At 74.2% G+C, this 13847-nt stretch carries 18 protein-coding genes and 1 tRNA gene; 10 read left to right on the top strand and 9 right to left on the bottom strand.

Going from position 1 to position 13847, the window contains the following annotated elements:
- From PKA89_RS05100 to PKA89_RS05120, 5 genes are all read left to right on the top strand, one after another.
- The coding region (locus tag PKA89_RS05100) for a hypothetical protein (protein WP_324417227.1) at window positions 1-308 on the top strand (308 nt) is incomplete at its 5' end.
- Between the two features lie 39 nt (window positions 309-347).
- Window positions 348-1148 (top strand): MerR family DNA-binding transcriptional regulator, encoded by an 801-nt coding sequence (locus tag PKA89_RS05105; protein WP_324417228.1) that lies wholly within the window; start codon window positions 348-350, stop codon window positions 1146-1148.
- Entirely contained in the window at window positions 1141-1524 is a 384-nt protein-coding gene (locus PKA89_RS05110; RefSeq protein ID WP_324417230.1) for a VOC family protein, read from the top strand. The genes PKA89_RS05105 and PKA89_RS05110 overlap by 8 nt, the downstream gene beginning before the upstream one ends.
- 49 nt (window positions 1525-1573) lie before the next feature.
- Window positions 1574-2320 carry a class I SAM-dependent methyltransferase gene (locus PKA89_RS05115; RefSeq protein WP_324417232.1) on the top strand — a complete coding sequence of 249 codons (747 nt, stop codon included), beginning with the start codon at window positions 1574-1576 and terminating at the stop codon, window positions 2318-2320.
- Between the two features lie 21 nt (window positions 2321-2341).
- The gene (locus PKA89_RS05120; RefSeq protein ID WP_324417234.1) at window positions 2342-3286 is read left to right on the top strand and encodes an aldo/keto reductase; all 945 of its coding nucleotides are present in this window, start codon (window positions 2342-2344) and stop codon (window positions 3284-3286) included.
- Window positions 3287-3315: 29 nt separating this feature from the next.
- Here PKA89_RS05120 and PKA89_RS05125 read toward each other — a convergent pair whose 3' ends face one another.
- Window positions 3316-3630 (bottom strand): primosomal protein, encoded by a 315-nt coding sequence (locus PKA89_RS05125; protein WP_324417236.1) that lies wholly within the window; start codon window positions 3628-3630, stop codon window positions 3316-3318.
- 37 nt (window positions 3631-3667) lie between these two features.
- On the opposite strand from PKA89_RS05125, the gene PKA89_RS05130 reads away from it, so the two are divergent.
- Window positions 3668-3868, top strand: a complete 201-nt coding sequence (locus PKA89_RS05130) for a DUF5703 family protein (RefSeq protein WP_324417238.1) — start codon at window positions 3668-3670, stop codon at window positions 3866-3868.
- A 13-nt stretch (window positions 3869-3881) separates the two neighbouring features.
- Here the strand turns inward: PKA89_RS05130 and PKA89_RS05135 are convergent, their stop codons facing one another.
- A complete protein-coding gene (locus PKA89_RS05135; protein WP_324417240.1) occupies window positions 3882-5204 on the bottom strand; it encodes a M20/M25/M40 family metallo-hydrolase in 1323 nt (440 codons plus the stop codon).
- Between the two features lie 111 nt (window positions 5205-5315).
- On the opposite strand from PKA89_RS05135, the gene PKA89_RS05140 reads away from it, so the two are divergent.
- Window positions 5316-5400 (top strand) — tRNA-Leu (locus PKA89_RS05140).
- 66 nt (window positions 5401-5466) lie between these two features.
- Here the strand turns inward: PKA89_RS05140 and PKA89_RS05145 are convergent.
- Window positions 5467-6957 carry a serine/threonine-protein kinase gene (locus PKA89_RS05145; RefSeq protein WP_324417242.1) on the bottom strand — a complete coding sequence of 497 codons (1491 nt, stop codon included), beginning with the start codon at window positions 6955-6957 and terminating at the stop codon, window positions 5467-5469.
- A gap of 36 nt (window positions 6958-6993) precedes the next feature.
- Here PKA89_RS05145 and PKA89_RS05150 point away from each other — a divergent pair, with 36 nt between their 5' ends.
- Both PKA89_RS05150 and PKA89_RS05155 read left to right on the top strand, forming a co-directional pair.
- Complete coding sequence (locus PKA89_RS05150) at window positions 6994-7758, top strand: HipA family kinase (protein ID WP_324417244.1); 765 nt, start codon at window positions 6994-6996, stop codon at window positions 7756-7758.
- Window positions 7755-8132, top strand: a complete 378-nt coding sequence (locus PKA89_RS05155; protein WP_324417246.1) for a DUF3037 domain-containing protein — start codon at window positions 7755-7757, stop codon at window positions 8130-8132. The genes PKA89_RS05150 and PKA89_RS05155 overlap by 4 nt, the downstream gene beginning before the upstream one ends.
- On the opposite strand, the gene PKA89_RS05160 is transcribed toward PKA89_RS05155, so the two are convergent.
- From PKA89_RS05160 to PKA89_RS05175, 4 genes are read right to left on the bottom strand one after another with little or no spacing between them, the layout of a single operon-like run.
- Complete coding sequence (locus PKA89_RS05160) at window positions 8129-8944, bottom strand: RNA methyltransferase (protein WP_324417248.1); 816 nt, start codon at window positions 8942-8944, stop codon at window positions 8129-8131. The genes PKA89_RS05155 and PKA89_RS05160 overlap by 4 nt on opposite strands.
- Window positions 8945-8954: 10 nt before the next feature.
- A complete protein-coding gene (locus PKA89_RS05165; protein WP_324417249.1) occupies window positions 8955-9671 on the bottom strand; it encodes a TSUP family transporter in 717 nt (238 codons plus the stop codon).
- Window positions 9671-10444, bottom strand: coding sequence for a sulfite exporter TauE/SafE family protein (locus PKA89_RS05170; RefSeq protein WP_324417250.1), 774 nt, complete (start codon window positions 10442-10444; stop codon window positions 9671-9673). Before PKA89_RS05170 ends, PKA89_RS05165 begins: the two co-directional genes overlap by 1 nt.
- Window positions 10431-11648 carry an MFS transporter gene (locus PKA89_RS05175; protein ID WP_324417252.1) on the bottom strand — a complete coding sequence of 406 codons (1218 nt, stop codon included), beginning with the start codon at window positions 11646-11648 and terminating at the stop codon, window positions 10431-10433. Before PKA89_RS05175 ends, PKA89_RS05170 begins: the two co-directional genes overlap by 14 nt.
- Window positions 11649-11731: 83 nt before the next feature.
- Here PKA89_RS05175 and PKA89_RS05180 point away from each other — a divergent pair, with 83 nt between their 5' ends.
- A complete protein-coding gene (locus PKA89_RS05180; protein WP_324417254.1) occupies window positions 11732-12055 on the top strand; it encodes a helix-turn-helix domain-containing protein in 324 nt (107 codons plus the stop codon).
- A gap of 63 nt (window positions 12056-12118) precedes the next feature.
- Here the strand turns inward: PKA89_RS05180 and PKA89_RS05185 are convergent, their stop codons facing one another.
- Both PKA89_RS05185 and PKA89_RS05190 read right to left on the bottom strand, forming a co-directional pair.
- Window positions 12119-13309, bottom strand: a complete 1191-nt coding sequence (locus PKA89_RS05185; protein WP_324417256.1) for an SPFH domain-containing protein — start codon at window positions 13307-13309, stop codon at window positions 12119-12121.
- A 38-nt stretch (window positions 13310-13347) separates the two neighbouring features.
- Window positions 13348-13821: an NfeD family protein gene (locus tag PKA89_RS05190; RefSeq protein ID WP_324417258.1), complete on the bottom strand. Its 474-nt coding sequence runs from the start codon at window positions 13819-13821 to the stop codon at window positions 13348-13350.
- Window positions 13822-13847 lie beyond the last annotated feature (26 nt).

Genomic DNA, 13847 nt, shown 5'->3' on the forward strand with positions numbered 1-13847 from the left:
TGACCTGGACCGACCCCACCGGACGGGTCCGCACCACCGACCCCGTCGACCACCGCCCACTCACCCTGCCCGACAACGGAACTGACAAGATCGACCCGCCCAACGCCCCCGCCCTGGTAGTGCCCGACGGACCCCACTCGGTCCTCGAGCACTGCCTCGAGCACCGAGGCGGGGCCGACTGGTCCCGAACCACCTGCCGCATCGAGGTCCACCGACCGCCGCCGGGCCGGGTCCCGGTCGACGTGTCCGGCCACCACCGCCCACGTCGACCCACCCCTCGCTCCTCCCCCGGCGACCCGCCCTTCTGACTTGCTCCTCACGTGGCGTGAGGTCGTAGCGTCGAGGCCATGGGGACACGGGAGCAGAGCGGGCTCGGCATCGGAGAGGTGGCCGCACGAACCGGTCTCACCGAACGGGCCCTGAGGTACTACGAGGAGCTCGGGCTGTTGGTCCCGCGCCGGGACGCCGGCGGGCGGCGTCGCTACGATGCCACCACCCTCGACGCCCTCTACCGCGTCCTCGTGCAGCGCGCCCTCGGCACGCCGCTGGCGGCCGTCGACCCCGCGGGGGCCGACCTCGCCGACCTCGTGTCGCGCCACCTGGTCGACCTCGACCATCGGGTCAGGGCGCTGGTCCGGCAGCGCGAGAGGGTCCGTGCCGTCGAGGACCGCCTCGCCACCGGGCACACGCCCCGCGCCGAGGAGCTGCTCGGGCTCCTCGGCGGACTCGCCCACGAGCAGCCGGCGGTGGTGCGCCGGGTGTCCCTTCTCGCCTACCGCGACGTGGCCGCCGCCCACGCGTGGCTCGTCGAGGTGTTCGGGCTCGGGGCCGGTCCCCTGCACCGGACGGCCGACGGCCACGCGCACCTCGGGGTCGTGCACGCCGGAGACGGGGAGGTCTGGCTGCACGAGGAGCACCCGGGAGCCCGACTCGTCTCGCCGCTGACCACGGACGGTTCGACCACCGCCTCGCTCGCCGTGCACGTCGAGGACGTCGACGCCCACCACGACCTCGTCGTCGCCGCCGGTGCGAACGTCGAGTACGCCCCCACCGACCAGCCGTACGGGTACCGCGAGTACGGAGCCCGGGACCCGGAGGGCCACCTCTGGTCCTTCCAGCACCCCCTCGAGGAGCAGACCCATGAGTGAGCTCACCCCCTACATCTGCGTCGCCGACGCCCGCGCCGCCATCACCTGGTACACGGACGTCCTCGGCGCGACCGTCGTCGTCGGCCCGATCGTCATGGACGGCGGAGCAGTGGGTCACGTCGAGCTCGACCTCGACGGCGCCCACTGGATGATGAGCGACGAGTTCGACTCCGCCGGTGTCGCCGCCCCCGCGCCACACCGTGGCGCCGCCGTGACGCTCCACCTCTCGACCCCGGACGTCGACGGCCTGACCCGTCGGGTGGTCGACTCCGGGACACCGCTCACCCGGGGACCCGAGGAGACACCGCATGGTCGCATCGCGGTCTTCACCGACCCGTTCGGGCACCGGTGGATGGTCGACAGCCCGATCGTCTGACACCGTAAACGGTTGGCGCGTGGCTGGTTCGGTCCGGCACGGTGGGGCGATGGCGAGCAGCAGCGACCTGTGGGACCGGGAGACGGCGGAGCGCTTCGAGACGGCATCGGCCGCGATGTTCGCCCCCGAGGTCCTCGATCCGGCGGTCGACGCGCTCGCGGCCCTGGCCGGCCCCGGACCGGTGCTCGAGCTGGCGATCGGCACCGGCCGGGTGGCCCTCCCCCTCGCCGACCGCGGCCTCGACGTGCACGGCATCGAGCTCTCGCAGCCGATGACCGACGTCCTGCACCGCAAGCGACCCGACCTGCCGGTCACGGTCGGCGACATGGCGAGCGCCACCGCCGGTGAGCCGGGCACCTTCACCCTCGTCTACGTCGTGTGGAACAGCTTCGGCAACGTGCGCACCCAGGACGAGCAGGTCGAGGTCTTCCGCAACGCCGCGCGCCACCTCGCCCCCGGCGGCCGCTTCGTCGTCGAGCTCTGGGTGCCGGGCATCCGGCGCTTCCCACCCGGACAGGCCGCCGTGCCCTTCGACGTCAGTGCCGGCCACGTCGGCTTCGACACCTACGACATGGCGACCCAGCAGGGCACCTCCCACCACTACACGCACGACCCCGACGGCTCGCTCCGGTACGGCACGAGCAACTTCCGCTACGCGTGGCCGGCCGAGCTCGACCTCATGGCGCGGCTCGCCGGGATGGAGCTCGAGCGGCGCACCGCCGACTGGCAGGGCACCCCCTTCACCGGCGACAGCGAGGGCCACGTCTCGGTGTGGCGCAGGCCGGCCCGCGGCTGAGGGCGCCGGTAGGGTCGGACCATGCAGACCCGCCGCCTCGGGGCCACCGGGCTCACCGTGTCGCGGCTCGGCCTCGGCACGATGGCCTGGGGCACCCGCACCTCCCCCGAGGACGCCCGCGACCTCCTGACCACCTTCCGGGCCGCCGGCGGAACCCTCGTCGACACCGCCCACGGCTACGCCGGCGGGATGGCCGAGGACATCCTCGGGGACCTCCTCGACGGCCCGGACCGCGACGAGGTCGTTCTCGTCACGAAGTCCGGCATCAGCCGCGCCACCGGCGAGCGCGTCGTCGACTGCTCCCGGCGCGCCATGCTCCACCAGCTCGACCTGTCGCTGCGCCGGATGCGGACCGACCACGTCGACGTCTGGCTCGCCCACACCTGGGACGACGAGACCCCGCTCGAGGAGACCGTGGGCGCGCTCGTCCACGCGTGGCAGACCGGCCGGGCGCGCTACGTCGGGGTCTCGAACCACGTCGGCTGGCAGGCGGCCCGGACGATGTCGCTGCTCCAGGCGGCGGGGGTGCCGCTGGCCGCCGACTCGGTGGAGTACTCGCTCGTCGAGCGGCGGGCCGAGCGCGAGCTCGCCGGGGCCGCGGCGGCGCTCGGCTTCGGGCTGCTCCCGTGGTCACCCCTCGGGCGCGGCGTCCTCACCGGGCGCTACCGCGGCGGGGTCCCCGCCGACTCGCGGCTCGCCTCGGAGGAGTTCTCCCGCTTCACCGGACGGCACGTCGGTGACCACACCCGCGGGGTGGTCGAGGCGGTGCGCACGGCCGCCGAGGGCCTGGGGGTGGCCCCCGCAGCCGTGGCCCTCGCCTGGGTGCGCGACCGCCCGGGCGTCACCGCACCGGTGGTGGGGCCGCGCACACCGCAGCAGCTCGCCGCCCTGCTGCAGAGCGAGGACGTCGAGCTCCCGGACCAGATCGTCGACGCCCTCGACGAGGTGTCGGCGGACCACACCTGAGGCGAGTCGCCGCCGAACGCCGGTGCGCCTCAGTCGTCCTCGTCGTCCTCGTCGAAGTCGTCGTCGAGGCCCGAGTAGATGCGCGCCCGGTCGCCGTCCTCGTCGTCGTGGTCGTCGACCGGCTCCTCGTCATCGTCGTCGTCGCCGGTGTAGAGGTCCAGCGGAGTCATCTCGCCGTACGCGTCGTAGAGCGCGCCGTCGTACTCCTCGAACGCGTCCGCGAGGTCCTCGTACGCGGCGATGACGGTCGGGTCGTCGTCGCCCCGCCGCGTGCTCGCCGCCTCGAGGTGGCGCTCGAAGGCGGAGACGAGCCTGGCCAGCGCCGCGCGCGGGTCTGCGGTCATGGCTCGAACGGTACCGGTCCTGGCGCAGAATGTGGCAGTGGCCGACTACGAGTACCTCGTCCTGAGCTTCGGGCGCGAGGTGGAGCGCAACGACATCCGCCGCACGCTCACCGAGCACGCCGAGTACGGGCACTGGGAGCTCGCCCGCACCCGCACCTACGTGGGTGGGCGGACCAAGACCTGGCTGCGCCGCCGGATCATCCGGGCCCGCCGCAGCACCGTCATCACCGGCTGGTGAGCGCCGGCAAACCTCAGCAGCTCTCCAGCAGCCGGCCCAGCACCCGGGTGCCGAACCGCAGCGACTCCGTGGGCACCCGCTCGTCGATGCCGTGGAACATCGGCGCGAAGTCGAGGTCGGCGGGCAGCCGGAGCGGGGCGAAGCCGTACCCGGTGATGCCGAGCAGCGACAGGGCCTTGTTGTCGGTGCCGCCGGAGAGGCAGTAGGGCAGGACCTCGGCGTCCGGGTCCTCGGTGCGCAGCGCCTCGACCATCCGCTCGACGAGCTCGCCCTCGAACGGCGCGTCGAGGGCGATGTCGCGGTGCAGCACCTCGACCTCGACGTGCTCGCCGGCCAGCTCGCGGATCGTCGCCATCAGGTCGTCCTCGTGGCCCGGCAGGAAGCGGCAGTCGACGTTCGCCGACGCGTGCTGCGGGATGACGTTGTGCTTGTACCCGGCCTCGAGCATCGTGACGTTGCTCGTGTCCTGGAGGGTGCCGCGGACGAACCCCTGCGCGCCGCCCAGGTGGTCGAGCAGCTCCTCGAGGTCCTCGTCCGACCAGCCGGTGCCGGTCAGCTCGGCCAGGCCGTCGAGGAGGGTGCGCACCGACGGGATGTACTCGCGCGGCCACTTGTGCGCCGCGATCCGGGCGATGGCCTCGGCGAGCCGGACGATCGCGTTCTCGTCGTTGGGGACCGAGCCGTGGCCGGCCCGGCCGGAGGCGTTGAGGCGCAGCCACGCGATGCCCTTCTCGGCGGTCTGCAGCAGGTACGTGCGTCGCTCCCGGCCGTCGCGGTCGGTCACCGTGACGCTGTAGCCACCGACCTCGCTGATCGCCTCGGTGACCCCCTCGAAGACCTCCGGGTGCTGCTCGACCATGAAGTGCGAGCCCTTGACACCCCCGGCCTCCTCGTCGGCGAAGAAGACGACGACGAGGTCGCGCGGTGGGGTGACGCCGCGGCGCGCGAGGTCGCGCACGCAGGCCAGCATCATCGCGTCCATGTCCTTCATGTCGACCGCGCCGCGGCCCCACACGCAGCCGTCGCGCTCCTCCCCCGCGAACGGGTCGACCGACCAGTCCTCGGCGTTGGCCGGCACGACGTCGAGGTGCCCGTGGACGCACAGCGCCCCGCGCTCCCGGTCGGCGCCGGGGATGCGCACGGCGACCGTCACCCGACCCGGGTCGGACTCGTAGGTCTGCGGCTCGAGGCCGACCTCGCGCAGCTGCTCGACGACGTACGCGGCCGCCTCGGCCTCGCCGGGACCGCTCCCGTCGCCGTAGTTGCTCGTGTCGATCCGGATCAGCTCCTGGCAGATCCGGACGACCTCGTCCTCGGGGCGCGTCGTGTCGGTCATCCCCCCACCCTAGGAGGCGCGCCCGGCCCCGGGCGATTTCGGTTCCGGGCCGGTGACCGTGTATCGTTCCCGGCTGTTGGACGGCCTCCCCGGGCCGCTCCGGCACCACTCGTCCGGGTGGCGGAATTGGCAGACGCGCTAGCTTGAGGTGCTAGTGCCCGTATAGGGCATGGGGGTTCAAGTCCCCCCTCGGACACCGGTCACGAAGGCCCCGAACCACTGCGGTTCGGGGCCTTCGCCGTGCGTGGGCCCGGTCCGCCGCTCAGGCCGGCTGGTAGGCGTTCGCGGCGTCGACGACGTCCTGGACCAGCGGGTCCAGCGTCCCGGTGGCGTCCGGTGAGACGGTGCCGTCCTGGACCGCCTTCTGGTAGTCGTCGGACAGGGCCTGGGCCTCCCGGGCGACCTTCGTGGCGTCGCCGTCGCGCAGCGCCTTCTCGGTCTCCCGGGCGTGCTGGTCGACGCTCTTCGAGAACTTCTTGTCGACCTGCCCGTCCCCCTCGGCCTGCGCGACGGCGTCCTGGAGCGACGCGTAGGCGGCCGTGACGTCGGCCCCCGGGTCGGCCGTCGGAGTGGGCGTCGGCGTCTCGCTCGGGGTCGGCGCGGCGGTCGTCGGGGCGGGTGCCGAGGTCGTGGGCTGCGGACTCGCGCTGGTGCCCGAGACGGTCGGCGACGAGGACCGGGTCGGTGAGCCGGCGCCCTGCCCGACGAGCTTCCACACGAGGAGGCCGAGGGCGACGAGGGCCACGACGACGAGCAGCCACAGGGCGACCGAGGAGCCGCCCCGGCGCTCCGGTCGACCGGGCGGCAGCGGCCGTGCGGTCGTCACGGGTGGGGGCGGGGCCACCGGGGGCGCCGGCGTCGTGGCGAGCCGCCGGGTGGGGTCGGCGCCGGAGGCCGGCAGCACGGTGGTGCTCGTCCCGGCCGCCGGAGCCCGCCGCTCGTCGAGCGCCGCGAGCACGGCACCGGCGTCGGCCGGCCGGTCCGCGGGGTCCTTGGCGAGGAGCGAGGTGACGAGCGCCGCCAGCCACGGCGGGGTGTCCGGACGCAGCTCCGTGACGTCCGGGACCGGGTCGTTGGTGTGCTGGAGCATCGTGGCGACCGGGGTCGGCCCGGAGAACGGCGGCCTGCCGGTGAGCAGCGCGAAGAGGACGCACCCGAGCGCGTAGAGGTCTGCGCGCCCATCGACCCGGCCGCCCCTGGCCTGCTCGGGCGACAGGTACTCGGCCGTCCCCATGACGGTGTGCGTGGCGGTCAGCGCCTGGCTGCCTGCGGCGTCACCGAGCTGGGTGATGCCGAAGTCGAGGACGCGCAGGCGCCCGTCGGCCGCCCTGACGACGTTCGCCGGCTTGATGTCACGGTGGACCAGTCCGCCGGCGTGGGCCGCCTGCAGCGCCGCGGCCACCTGCCGGGCGACGTCGACGACCTCACCGACCGGGAGCCGTCCCTCGCGCAGCCGGTCCGCGAGGCTCGGCCCGGGGAGGAGCTCCATGACGAGGTAGGCGGTGTCCCCCTCGACGCCGGTGTCGTGGACCGTGACGACGTTCGGGTGGCTCAGCCCGGCGGTGGCCCGGGCCTCGCGCTCGAACCGTACGGCGCCCGCCTCGTCGGGGACGCGGCCGAGGTCGATCGTCTTGACGGCCACCTGGCGGCCGAGCACGGTGTCGGTGGCGCGCCACACCTCGCCCATCCCACCTCGCCCGATCGGCGCGTCGAGGACGTAGCGGCCCGCGAGTCGTCGCTCCTGCGTCGTCATCGCAGCAACCCTAGTGCCCTGCCGTAGGGTTGTTCGGTGCTCGAGTCCGTGACCGCCGTCCGGTACGTCGTCCCGCTCCGCGAGGGCGGTTCGCTGCCCGGTCTCGTCGAGGCCGACGACCTCGGCACCTACGTCGTGAAGTTCACCGGCGCCGGCCAGGGCCGCAAGGTCCTCGTCGCCGAGGTCCTCGTCGGTGAGGTGGCCCGCCGGGTCGGCATCCCCACGCCGCGGCTCGCCGTCGTCGACCTGCCGAGCGCCATCGCCCGCTACGAGGCGGACGAGGAGGTCCAGGACCTCCTCACCGCGAGTCCCGGCCGCAACCTCGGCGTCGACTTCCTGCCGGGCGCCTTCGGGTACGACGGGTCCCGACCCCCGTCGGCCGAGGACGCCGCGGCGATCCTGTGGCTCGACGCCTACACGGCCAACGTCGACCGCACGTGGGCCAACCCCAACCTCCTGGTCTGGCACGGGCGTGCGTGGGCCATCGACCACGGGGCCGCGCTGTGGTTCCACCACGGCTGGCCGAGCCGCCCCCCGGACGTGGCGCGGTTCGTCGCCCAGCCGTTCGACCCGAGCGGGCACGTCCTCGCCCCGGTCGCCGGGCCGCTCGCGCAGGCGCACGAGCGGCTCGCCCCGCTGCTCACCGAGGAGGTGCTGCGCGAGGTCGTCGCCGAGGTGCCGGAGGAGTGGCTGGAGACGACGGCCAGCCTGCCCGACCTCGACACCGTGCGGGCGGCCTACCTCGAGCACCTCCAGCAGCGGCTGGCCACCCCGGCCGCCTGGCTCGGAGGTGTCGCATGAGCCATCCGTACCAGTACGTCGTCCTCCGGTTCGTCCCCCGCGTCGACCGCGGCGAGTGCCTCAACGTCGGCCTGGTCCTCCACTCCCAGTCCGCCGGGGTCCTGCGCTGCGCATGGCACGTCGACGAGGAGCGCATCCGCGCCGTCGCCCCCGACGCCGACCTCGACGCCCTGCGCGCCGCCCTCGACGCCGTCGGCACGATGTGTGACCGCCCCCCGACCGGGGTCGACGCGACCCTGACGACGCAGGGCAAGCGGTTCGGGTGGCTCAGCGCCCCCCGCTCGACGGTCGTCCAGCCGGGACCCGTGCACGGCGGCTCGGCGCCCGACCCGGAGGCCGAGGTCGAGCGCCTGCTCGACCGGCTGGTCCGCTAGGCCCCGTCGACGCGCAGCGCCCAGGCCGCGACGGCACCCGCGGCGGCGACGTTGAGCGAGTCCACGCCGCCGGCCATCGGGATCCGCACCACGGTGTCGACGGCCGCGAGGGTCCGTCGGGCGAGGCCGTCGCCCTCGGTGCCGAGGACGAGGGCGAGGCGCTCCGGCGGGTGCGCCGCCAGCTCGTCCAGCGAGACCGAGCCGTCCGCGAGGGCGAGCGCGGCCACGGTGAAGCCGAGGTCCTGCAGCGCGGACACTCCCCCCGGCCAGGGGTCGACCCGGGTCCACGGCACCTGGAAGACCGTCCCCATCGACACCCGGATCGAGCGGCGGTAGAGCGGGTCCGCGCACCGGGGCGTCACGAGGACGGCGTCCACCCCGAGCGCCGCCGCCGAGCGGAAGACCGCCCCGACGTTCGTGTGGTCGACGACGTCCTCGAGCACGAGCACCCGACGGGCACCGTCGAGCACGGTGGCGAGGGTCGGCAGGGCGGGGCGGTGCATCGCCGCGAGCGCACCGCGGTGGAGGTGGAAGCCGGTGAGGCGCTCGATGACGTCGTGCTCGCCGATGAAGACCGGCACGCCGTCGCGCTCGGCATCGGCGACGACGTCGGCGAGGTCGGTGAGCCACCGCTCGGCCATGAGCAGGGAGCGCGGACGGTGCCCTGCCGCGAGGGCCCGGCGGATCACCTTCTCGGACTCGGCGACGTACAGGCCGCCCGCGGGCTCGAGCCGGCGGCGCAGCGCCACGTCGGTCAGCGAGACGTAGTCGGCCAGCCGGGGGTCGGCGGGGTCGTCGATGCGAAGGGGCACGCGGGAGAGGCTAGGACAGCGCGGCACGCACGATGACGGTGAGGCTCGCCACGACGCAGAAGCCGAGGACGTACCGGCGGAAGCGGGCGGCGTCGACGCGGGCCCGGACCGGGGCGGCGACGGCGTAGCCGAGCAGCGCGCAGGGGGCCCAGGCCAGTCCGGCGAGCAGCTGCCGGCCCGAGACCTCGCCCCCGAGCGCGAGCCCACCGAGGGCCAGCCCGGAGCCGACGAGGAAGAAGGCGGCCAGGGTGGAGCGCACCCGTTCCGGCCGCTCGTGCTGGAGCACGAGGGCGAGGAACGGGCCGCCGATCGCGGCCGCCGTCCCCGAGACGCCGGACACCGCCCCGGCGACGAGGGCGTTGGTCCGGGTGGGTCGCAGGTCGATGGTGCGCACCGAGAGGGCGACGGTGACCAGGATGAGGACCCCGACGAGGGCCGCGATGGCCCGGGGCGCGAGGACGGCGACGACGGCCACGCCGACCGGGGTGAGGACCAGCCGTGCGGTCAGGGCCAGTCCGAGGGAGCGCCACGCGAGGTCGCGCACCCCGTGCGAGAGCTGGAGCACCGGCAGGGTGACGCTCGGGACGAGCAAGGCGACCGGCATGAGGTCCGGGGCGAGGAGGACGACGAACGGCGCGGCCACGACGGACATCCCGAAGCCCACGACCGACTGGACGACCGCCCCGGCGAGGACGGCCAGCCCGAGGGCGGCGACGGCGGGGTCCATCAGGGGAGGAACACGAGCTTGGTGACCGCGACGACGCCGACGACGACGATGGCCCCCCGCAGGACCGGGCTGGGCAGGCGCCGGCCGACGGTCGAGCCGAGGACGCCGCCGAGGGTGGAGCCGAGCGCGATGAGGAGCACGACGAGCCAGTCGATGCGGTCGCGGGCGACGAGGACGAAGACGACGGCGGCGACGGCGTTGACGACGGTGGCGAGGACGTTCTTGACGCCGTTGAGGCGCTGCAGCGGCTCGTCGGACAGGGCTCCCATGATGCCCATGAGGATGATCCCCTGCGCCGCACCGAAGTAGCCGCCGTAGACGCCCGCACCGAACACCCCGCCCCGCAGGAGACCCCGGTGCCCGGCCGGCACGTCTCCGCTCGCCGAGCGCCGGCGCGCGGTCCACGCGTTGAGCCGCGGTCCGGCGACGACGAGCCCGACCCCGACGACGATGAGGACGGGCACGATGGCGCGGAAGAGGTCCGGGTCGAGGACGAGCAGCAGGACCGCGCCGAGCGCTCCCCCGGCGAACGACACCGGGACCAGGCGCAGCAGTTCCGCGCGCAGCCCGGTCAGCTCGCGGCGGTAGCCGATCGCGCCGGTGAGGCTGCCGGGCACCAGCCCCAGGTTGTTCGAGACGTTCGCCGTGACCGGCGGGATCCCCAGCAGCAGGAGGGTCGGGAAGGTGATGAGCGTGCCCGAGCCGACGATCGTGTTGATCGTGCCGGCCCCGATCCCGGCGAGCACGACGAGCAGCGCTTCACCGAGGGACACCCGGCCACCCTAGTGCGCCGGGTCGCCCGGCCCGACCGACGAGCAGGTCGGCCGCCAGTGCGGCCGCGGCGACGACGCCGACGAGCGCGGCGTACCCGAGGGCCGTCGTGTCGAGGCCGACCACGAGGACGAGCACGCCGGCCGCGAGGGCCGGGACCGAGAACGCGAGGTAGCTCACCGTGAAGACGGCCGACATCAGGGCGGACCGCTCCTCCGGCTCGGCCAGCGCGGTCAGGGTGCGCAGCGTGCCGAGGAACGAGGTCCCGAAGCCGGCGCCGGCCACGGTGACCGCCGTGACGAGGACCGGGAGGGAGCCGGTGAGCAGGGCGGTGACGAATCCGGCGAGACCGGCGACGAGCGCCACGAGGCCGCCCCGGGTGAGCCGCTGCGCCGACTGGTCACGCGCGAGGAACGAGGCGAGGGCGCCGGCGCCGGTGAAGGCCCCGATGACCGCTCCGGACACGGCGTGGTTGGTCACCCCGAGGCGGACCGCGAGGACGCTCCCGCTCACCGAGAGCATCAGCCCGCCGAGCGACCACGTCGAGGCCATGACGGGGACACCGGCGACGAAGGCGGACCGCGCCCGGGCCGGGACGGCGACGACGGGACGCATCGAGGCGAGGGCGCCGGCCCGTCGCGGGGCGGTCTCCGGCAGCGAGGGGACGGTGAGCAGGAGGCCGGCGACGAGGACCGCGAGCACGGCGTAGACGAGGTGCAGCGGGGCGGGAGCGTACTGCGCGAGGGCCCCCGCGAGGATGCCGCCGACGGCCAGCCCGGCCGTCGGGGCGACGCTGTTGACGAGCGCACCGCGCTGGGTGCCGTACCGCTGGAGGTCCAGCAGGTAGGCGCCCATCACGCCCATCGCGGTCCCCGTCGCGAGGCCCTGGACGACCCGGGCCAGGACGAGTGCGGGGGTGTCCTGCGCGGTGAGGAAGAGCAGGAGGCTGGCGAGCTCGACGACGAGCGCGGCGGCGAGGACCGGACGGCGGCCCACGTGGTCCGACAGCCGCCCCGCGACGAGCAGGGCCGCGAGCAGCGCGACGACGTACACCGCGAAGACGACGGTCAGCACCGGCGCCGAGAAGCCGAAGGCGTGCTCGTAGACGGGGTACAGCGGGCTCGGCGCGCTCGAGGCGGCGAGGAAGGTCGCCACCGTGGTGGCGACGACGACGAAGGCCGCGGGTGGGGTGAGGCGCGGGACCATGGGTTCTCCGTTCGGGAATGGTCGAACCGTACGATGCGGTTGAACCGACCGAACCGAGCAACTATTCCACTGGAGTCGAACAGATGTCGCGCGAGCGGTCCCCCCGCCTCATGGAGCACCCGGACCTCGAGCAGGTCGAGCTGCCCACCGTCCTCTTCGCGCTGAGCGACGCCTCGCGGCTCGCCCTCGTCCGCGAGCTCGCCGTCGAGGGCCCGCGCACCGTCGAGGCCTGCCGCGAGACCGACCCGGACGTCCCGAAGTCGACCTTCTCCCACCACCTGCGCACGCTGCGCGAGGCCGGGCTCATCCGCAACGAGCCCGCGGGTCGCCACCGGATCGTCACGCTCCGCCGCGACGAGCTCGAGGGGCGCTTCCCCGGCCTGCTCGACGCCGTGCTGCGCGACTGACGCCGCACGCGGGAGCGCCCGGACCCTCCACGGGGTCCGGGCGCTCCAGGTGCCACGCGACGCTCACGGCTGCGCCGTCGGGGGCGGCGGCTCCGTGGGCGGGGCGGGCGGCGCCACCGGCGGCACCGCCGGCGTCTCGGGCGCGGCCGGGGGCGGCGTCTGCCGCGGCGGCACGACGTCGGCACCCGGCGTGATCGGCGGCTGGACGCGCGAGGCCGGCTGGGCGTGCTCCTCGGCCTCCTTGCTCGACTGCGCCGCCTGACCGCGGGCCCGCTCGAGGGCGGCCTTCGGGTCCTCGAGCGTCGTCTCCTCGAAGGCGTTGCCGACCATCTCACCCGGGTCGACCCACTCGTCGTCGCCGCCGTCGGACGGTCCGCCCTGGGTCGCGCCGAGCGCTCCGCCGATGCCGCGGAGGGCGTCGGTCAGCTCGCTCGGGATGATCCACATCTTGTTGGAGTCGCCGCGCGCGATCTGCGGCAGCACCTGGAGGTACTGGTAGGCGAGCAGCTTCTGGGTCGGCTTGCCGCGGTGGATCGCGTCGAAGACCTGCTGGATGGCGCGCGCCTGGCCCTGGGCCTCGAGGATGCGGGCCTGCGCCGAGCCCTCGGCACGCAGGATCTGGCTCTGCTTCTCGCCCTCGGCGGTGAGGATCTGGCTGGCCTTGGTGCCCTCGGCGTTGAGGATGGCGGCGCGGCGGTCGCGCTCGGCCTTCATCTGCTTCTCCATCGACTCCTGGATGGAGGCCGGCGGGTCGATGGCCTTGAGCTCGACGCGGTTGACGCGGATGCCCCACTTGCCGGTCGCCTCGTCGAGGACGCCGCGCAGCTGGCCGTTGATCTGGTCGCGGCTGGTCAGGGTCTGCTCGAGGTCGAGCGAGCCGATGACGTTGCGCAGCGTGGTGACGGTCAGCTGCTCGATGCCGGCGATGAAGTTGGCGATCTCGTAGACGGCCGACTTGGGGTCGATCACCTGGTAGTAGATGACCGTGTCGATGGAGACGACGAGGTTGTCGCTCGTGATGACCGGCTGTGGCGGGAACGAGACGACCTGCTCGCGCTGGTCGATGTTGGCCCGGACGATGTCGACGAACGGGACGAGGAAGTGCAGGCCCCCCTCGAGGGTGCGCGAGTAGCGGCCGAGCCGTTCGATGATCAGGGCCGTCTGCTGCGGCACGACGCGCACCGTGCGGACGAGCACGATGATCACGAAGAGCGCGAGCAGCAGCAGGACGATGAGCGGACCGATTCCGTCCATGGGTGGAGCCTTCCGTCGGCGCCCGGTGGGGCGCGGGGTCAGGTGGTGGGGGTGGTCGGGGGCTGCGGCAGCGGGACGACGATCGCCGTCGCCCCGTGGATCGCGATGACGCGGACCTGGTCGCCCGGGCCGGCGGGGCTGCCGCCCTCGGCCAGCCGCGCCGACCACGTCTCGCCGGCGAGCTTGACGCGGCCGTCGGTCTCGGTGACGGCCTGGAGCACCCACGCCTCCCGGCCGACGAGGCCGGCGGCGCCGATGTGGTGGTCGGTGAGGGTGTCGGTGAACTTGTTCTTGAGCATCGGGCGCACGACGAGCAGCAGGAGGAGGGCGAAGACGACCGCGACGACCATCTGGAAGAAGAACGGTGCGCCCAGGGCGGCGGCCACGGCACCGGCCAGCGCGCCGCCGGCGAACATGATGAAGACGAAGTCGACGGTGGCCGCCTCGATCGCCGCCAGCACGAGCGCGATGCCCACCCAGCCGAGCCAGGCGTTGTCGGTCAGCCAGTCCATCGGCGTCCCCTTCCCTCCGGTGTCGT

The organism is Phycicoccus sp. (genome assembly GCF_035325325.1).
In the GTDB taxonomy this organism is placed as follows: Bacteria; Actinomycetota; Actinomycetes; order Actinomycetales; family Dermatophilaceae; genus Phycicoccus.

Coding starts and splice junctions, on each gene's coding strand:
- PKA89_RS05105 (WP_324417228.1), top strand. CDS start 348: ATGGGGACACGGGAGCAGAGCGGGCTCGGCATCGGAGAGGTGGCCGCA.
- PKA89_RS05110 (WP_324417230.1), top strand. CDS start 1,141: ATGAGTGAGCTCACCCCCTACATCTGCGTCGCCGACGCCCGCGCCGCC.
- PKA89_RS05115 (WP_324417232.1), top strand. CDS start 1,574: ATGGCGAGCAGCAGCGACCTGTGGGACCGGGAGACGGCGGAGCGCTTC.
- PKA89_RS05120 (WP_324417234.1), top strand. CDS start 2,342: ATGCAGACCCGCCGCCTCGGGGCCACCGGGCTCACCGTGTCGCGGCTC.
- PKA89_RS05125 (WP_324417236.1), bottom strand. CDS start 3,630: ATGACCGCAGACCCGCGCGCGGCGCTGGCCAGGCTCGTCTCCGCCTTC.
- PKA89_RS05135 (WP_324417240.1), bottom strand. CDS start 5,204: ATGACCGACACGACGCGCCCCGAGGACGAGGTCGTCCGGATCTGCCAG.
- PKA89_RS05145 (WP_324417242.1), bottom strand. CDS start 6,957: ATGACGACGCAGGAGCGACGACTCGCGGGCCGCTACGTCCTCGACGCG.
- PKA89_RS05155 (WP_324417246.1), top strand. CDS start 7,755: ATGAGCCATCCGTACCAGTACGTCGTCCTCCGGTTCGTCCCCCGCGTC.
- PKA89_RS05165 (WP_324417249.1), bottom strand. CDS start 9,671: ATGGACCCCGCCGTCGCCGCCCTCGGGCTGGCCGTCCTCGCCGGGGCG.
- PKA89_RS05175 (WP_324417252.1), bottom strand. CDS start 11,648: ATGGTCCCGCGCCTCACCCCACCCGCGGCCTTCGTCGTCGTCGCCACC.
- PKA89_RS05180 (WP_324417254.1), top strand. CDS start 11,732: ATGTCGCGCGAGCGGTCCCCCCGCCTCATGGAGCACCCGGACCTCGAG.
- PKA89_RS05185 (WP_324417256.1), bottom strand. CDS start 13,309: ATGGACGGAATCGGTCCGCTCATCGTCCTGCTGCTGCTCGCGCTCTTC.
- PKA89_RS05190 (WP_324417258.1), bottom strand. CDS start 13,821: ATGGACTGGCTGACCGACAACGCCTGGCTCGGCTGGGTGGGCATCGCG.